At 57.6% G+C, this 5586-nt stretch carries 4 protein-coding genes; 3 read left to right on the top strand and 1 reads right to left on the bottom strand.

The window, feature by feature from the left end:
- A partial coding sequence (locus ISS20_RS23165; protein WP_291439949.1) for a hypothetical protein occupies positions 1 to 413 on the bottom strand: 413 nt, incomplete at its 3' end.
- A gap of 244 nt (positions 414 to 657) precedes the next feature.
- Here ISS20_RS23165 and ISS20_RS23170 point away from each other — a divergent pair.
- The 3 genes from ISS20_RS23170 to ISS20_RS23180 form a co-directional block, all read left to right on the top strand.
- Complete coding sequence (locus tag ISS20_RS23170) at positions 658 to 1476, top strand: hypothetical protein (RefSeq protein ID WP_291439951.1); 819 nt, start codon at positions 658 to 660, stop codon at positions 1474 to 1476.
- 883 nt (positions 1477 to 2359) lie between these two features.
- Entirely contained in the window at positions 2360 to 4450 is a 2091-nt protein-coding gene (locus tag ISS20_RS23175) for an AAA family ATPase (protein WP_291439953.1), read from the top strand.
- Between the two features lie 10 nt (positions 4451 to 4460).
- Positions 4461 to 5586: DUF2779 domain-containing protein (locus ISS20_RS23180; RefSeq protein WP_291439955.1), on the top strand; the 1126-nt coding region annotated here is incomplete at its 3' end.

Below are 5586 nucleotides of genomic sequence, written 5' to 3' on the forward strand. Positions count from 1 at the left end.
CCGTCTGGAAGGCTGACTAAGCGAAAGACATCGAGACCGACCTCGATAAAACGGCATTCATATTGAGTTCTTCCCAAGTCATTTGCAGACTGCCATTGAAAACTCACAGGCAACGGTTTGCCTGGCTCGAAAGTGGCAACAAGCTCTCCAGCCGAAAGTGGTGAAGCTGCTTTGAAGTTTTTTGGGAAGGAGAAGGTGTGCTTTTCGCATCCGGCGCTAGCAGACCAAGACATTGAGCTGGAGACGTCGGTGACGATTGCGGCGGCTCTCGCAACTACTAGACAGCTACTTTCCCCGATGGCTTCCATGCCAGAGCACAGCTCAGAACCAGAAACGCCTTCGACATTGATGAAGACTGTGATGTCGCTCTCAGCATCGGAGGTGAACTGAAATGCAAGAGTTCGTTTTTGCATAGATACATGCCGCTTTTTTGCTTATAACGCCTGGCACTCAACATAGGCCCCCTGACTCCCCCATCCTTGAACCAAGAAGAAGATCGTCTGCGGGGGATTAGGCTCAAATACCGCTGACCATGGTACCCGAGATCGCGGCGAAACCCCCTCCTGCCCCATGATGAAAACCGTCGCTTGATTGGTGGCCAAACTACCGTCCAACTGTTGGGGACAGTTCACAATACATCGCACGTACGGAGAACGGGTGCAAGTAGCCCTTCTTTCTCATTCCCTTGCTTTACATCAGATGCTCACTGTCCTCAGCGAAGTCGCTCTCAAGAGAGCCACCAACCACGAACTCGGAAACGTTCAACTATTTCTTGAGAGGTTGCTGGTTGAGGTGGTCAGCGAGAACTACCGCTATTTCCTGAGTGAACACATGTCGTACCGACATGATGTTGAGCAGGATGCAAATACACGCTGCTGGCCTCCACTGCTGGCAAATGAGCGTCAGGTTTCCGGGCTGTTTGCCGTTGGACTCTCTAGAGTTTGCCCAGTCTCTAGACCAGAACATCCGATAAGCAGGTCCCCATCAAGCCGGGAGGGTGACAACGAGAGGACCCCGTCAGAAAGCGGGCGCATTGACTTCCTTGCGACTTTTGGAGCGAGGCACATAGCACTTGAATTAAAGAGATGCCCAATTGCTACGATTGGCAATCCAAGTTCAAAGTCCGGCCTCTCTGCGCAATGGAACACAGTGAGTTCGCAAGCAAAGCAAGCGCTTGTACATATGAGGTCAAAGAAGGGCTTCTACGACTCCCCCGTCTCAGTTGGACTCCTAGTCATCCGGGTGAGTAGAAAAGTCACGAGTAAGCGGGAAGTAGAGTTAGCTCGCCAAGAAGAAGCTGCGTCATTGCCGACTGTTGCGGAAAGCGTAAAGAAGCTGACGAATGCAGACTTCCTCGCTTATCACACCCCACCGGCAGAGATGCAGACCTCGTACGGCTGGGGAAAGGACGGGGACCAATACCGAGTGTTCCCTGGAGTTATATTCGCCGCAGTTGTCCACGGAAATACGCGATAAGGAGTGGTGCACACATCCACTACGAGCTTTCAGTTTGTGGACCATCAACAGCACATGCTGATCGATTGGGAATTCGTATTTCTGCTAACAAGGCCTTCAGGCATAGCCATATGGGGCGACTCCTGCTCCGTGTCGGAAGCCTGCTTCCCCGTTGGCTAGACGGCGCAGAACTGGCCCATGCGGCCCGGGATATCGAGCATATGTGCTGGCGAGAGCTCGGATATGGGAAGGCCCCGCTGTTTACAGGCTATGTTCCGCCATTCCTACTTCATGATGAAAACGGCCGCCCCACCGGCGAGCCTCTCCAGGAACCCATGCCGCCCACAGAGCTGGCGGCACGCCTGGCTGCGCTGGAGCCTTCCGCGCCACCCGGCCCCTCGGTCTTGGAGTCCAATTTTCAGACGTTGGCGCGTCTCTTGAACCTCACGCCCGCTGAACGCGAATGGCTGCTCTGGGCCTACGGCTTCACCCGGTTTATCCCACCCACCATTGCCTTGCGCTCCGAAGACCATGCCTGGTCGGTCCTGGCTGAAGTCTTGGCTGTAGCCCCTGACGAAATCCGGGGCCACATGTCCCCTCACAGGCTCCATGTCCTGGGAATTTTGGAGGCGCCCCAGTTGCCCGCAAACAGAGGACTTGAGCTCAGCGATTGGCTGAGGTGCACGCCCCATTTCATAGACGCAGTGGAAGCCGGTCACCCCAGTGAGGCGTCGCTGTGGAGTGCGCTGGCGCCGCCCGTAACGAGCTGACGACCTGGTTGTTTCAGGTTCTGGGGGGCGCAGTCTACGCACGCGTCCCCAGCTATTCCACCCACACTGCATGCGACACATTACGTCGCAGCCACCCGGATGATGGATCTCATCGATAAGGAGAGACCACCATCATGGCAAAACGTAGAGCGGCAATCTCATACAACCCAGGCAGCATTGAACCGATCATTCGCCTCTGGCTGCTTCGCGTTCTGGTTCCACTGGGGGGGTACCGCCAGTTTGTGCACCCACACGGGTTCAACAACGATACCCTCGCCGAAGTGATCGGACTCGGTCACTGGATCGATTCCGAAACACGCGACTTCGACCAAAAGACCGTGCAGTCCGAACTGCGTCAATTGCACCAGAAGGCGGAGGGGCAGTGGTATGGGGAGCGCCAGTCAACCTTTCTGAGCCAGAACATTGATCAGTTATCCAACCTGGTGGGGTTGAGCATGATCGATTGCAAGGTGTTGGAGTTCACGGTGTCCATTCATAACGAGCGTCTCCTTGATGACGCGTCTGAATGGCTGGGCGATCTGTCTTCCGTCAAGATCATTCATGCCTTGTCCATCATCCTTGATCTGCCCGAGCCAGAAATTCGCGCCTCGCTGAGTGCCACAGGCATTCTTGCCAGGTCGGGGTTGGTCATGATGGACCGAAGGGGGCGTGGCGCACTGCGCTACAAGCTGGATCTGCTTTCTGAAGGGTTTGCTGACCTGATGGCCGCCTCCAAAGCCGACCCTATCAGCCTGCTGCGCGGCACCGTGTCTGCGGCAGGCCCCGCTCAACTGAGCTTGGCCGACTACAGCCACATCCAGCCCTCCTTGGAGATTCTGTGTCCCTATCTGCGCAATGCCATGGCCACTGGTCGGCGTGGCGTGAACATCTTCCTGCACGGCGCACCGGGAACGGGCAAGAGCCAGCTGGCGCGAGCCTTGGCCAAGGAGATGGGGTACGAGCTGTTCGAAGTCGCCAGCGAAGACGCAGACGGTGACCCGATCAATGGAGAACACCGCCTTCGAGCCTTTCGTGCAGCCCAGAGCTTCTTCTCTCAGCAGCAGGCACTGATCGCTTTTGACGAGGTGGAGGACGTTTTCAACGATGGGAACAGTTTCTTCGGCAGCAAGAGCACCGCCCAGTTGCGCAAGGCCTGGATCAACCGGATGCTGGAGGAGAACCCGGTGCCCACGCTGTGGATGTCCAACTCCATGCGAGGTCTCGATCCCGCCTTCATTCGCCGCTTTGACATGGTGTTTGAGTTGCCCATCCCGCCGAAGACGCAGCGCGAGCGGATTCTGCAAAGCAGCTGCGGTGAGCTGCTTGATGCCAACCGGATTTCCCGCATCGCAGAGGCCGAAGCCCTTGCTCCTGCGGTGGTCGCAAAGGCGAGTTCAGTCATCCGCCTGATCCGGGACGACCTCGGTCCTCAAAAGACAACCGCTGCGTTGGAGCGTTTGATCTCCAGCACCCTGGAAGCCCAGGGGCATGGTCCGCTGCTCTCGCACGATCCAAACAGATTGCCGGAGTTGTACGACCCAGGTTTTATCCATGCGGATGTAGATCTGGCGGCCGTAGCCTCAGGCCTTGTGACTGCGCGCTCTGGCAGGCTTTGTCTGTACGGGCCGCCTGGCACCGGCAAGACTGCCTACGGACGCTGGCTCGCTCAGCAGCTCGGCGTTCCTCTGCTCGTCAAACGCGCTTCCGATCTGAAATCCAAGTGGCTGGGTGAGAGCGAAAAGAACATCGCTAAAGCCTTCCGAGAAGCGCAAAACGATGGAGCGGTCCTCCTGATCGATGAGGTGGACAGCTTTCTGCAGGACCGACGGGGTGCCCAGCACAACTGGGAAGTGAGCGAGGTCAACGAAATGCTGACCCAGATGGAATCCTTCTCGGGGGTGTTTGTGGCCTCGACCAACCTGATGGAAGGGCTGGACCAGGCGGCCCTGCGCCGGTTTGACCTCAAGGTGAAGTTCGACTTTCTGCGCCCCGACCAGGCGTGGAAGCTGCTGTCGCGTCACTGCGAAGGACTCGGACTGCAGCAACCGCTGCCAGAGGAGCAGGCAAGGGTTTCGCGACTGGTTTCGCTGACGCCGGGCGATTTTGCAGCCGTGGTGCGCCAGCACCGGTTCCGGCCCATTGCATCTGCTACAGCCCTCGTTTCGGCCCTCGAAGCTGAATGTGCGGTGAAACATGGCACGAATCGCGCCATCGGGTTTTTGTGAGCACAAACCCATGGGAGAATTTATTTCAAACAAGAGGGAGTCGGCCTTGCGTGTGCTTTCCAAATCGAAGCTGCTGGCGTTTCGGCAGTGCCCCAAGCGGCTGTGGCTGGAGGTGCATCGCCCGGACCTGCGAGAAGACTCCTCGGCCACCCAGGCCAGCTTCACGGTGGGTCACCAAGTTGGCGACATCGCCAGGCAGGTCTATGACCCCAAGGGCAAAGGCGCGCTGATCGATTTCAAAGTGGGAGGCTTTGAGGCAGCCTTTGCGCGGACGCAGGCTCTCCTGCAAGCGAACCAGCCGATCTTTGAGGCTGGGTTCCGTGCCGAAGGGGCACTGGCCTTTGCCGACGTGATGCTGCCTGTCAAGCGAGGCGGCAAAAGGGCCTGGCGCATGGTGGAAGTGAAGTCGTCCACCTCTGTCAAGGATTACCACCGGGACGATGCTGCCGTGCAAGCCTTCCTGGCTCGTTCCTCCGGCGCTCCTCTCGTTGAGATTGCGCTGGCCCATATCGACAGTTCATGGGTCTATCCAGGCGGTGGTAACTATAGCGGGCTGTTGGTCGAGAAGGATCTGACCGCTGAAGCGTTTTCTCGCGGGACGGAGGTTCGCAGTTGGATCGAAGAGTCCCACGGGATCGTTGCCAAGAAGAAGGAGCCTCGCGTCTCAACGGGCGAACAGTGCAGCGCTCCCTATGAGTGTGGTTTCTTCTCCAATTGCCAAAGCCAGGAGCCTCAAGCAGAGCAGCCCTTGCATTGGCTGCCCGGGGCACAGAGCAAAGGACTGAAAGCACATGTCGAGGCCCATGGTGTGTGCGAACTGCGCGATGTGCCCGATGCGTTGCTCAACGAGAAGCAGAGGCGCGTGAAGGCGGTCACGCTCACGGGGCAGACGTACTTTGACAAGAACAGTGCGTTGCAGGAACTGGCACAGCACAAGCTGCCCGCGTTTTTCATGGACTTCGAGACTATCCAGTTCGCAGTACCGATCTGGAAAGGCACGCGCCCTTACCAGCAGATCCCGTTTCAGTTCAGCGTGCATCGCCTTGCACGTACCGGGAAGCTCGAACAGCAGGCCTTTCTTGATCTATCGGGCGGTGACCCCTCAAAATCCTTTGCTGAAGCATTGATCAGTGCGT

This window comes from Acidovorax sp. (assembly GCF_016783915.1).
Classification (GTDB): domain Bacteria; phylum Pseudomonadota; class Gammaproteobacteria; order Burkholderiales; family Burkholderiaceae_C; genus Acidovorax.

Coding starts and splice junctions, on each gene's coding strand:
- ISS20_RS23175 (WP_291439953.1), top strand. CDS start 2,360: ATGGCAAAACGTAGAGCGGCAATCTCATACAACCCAGGCAGCATTGAA.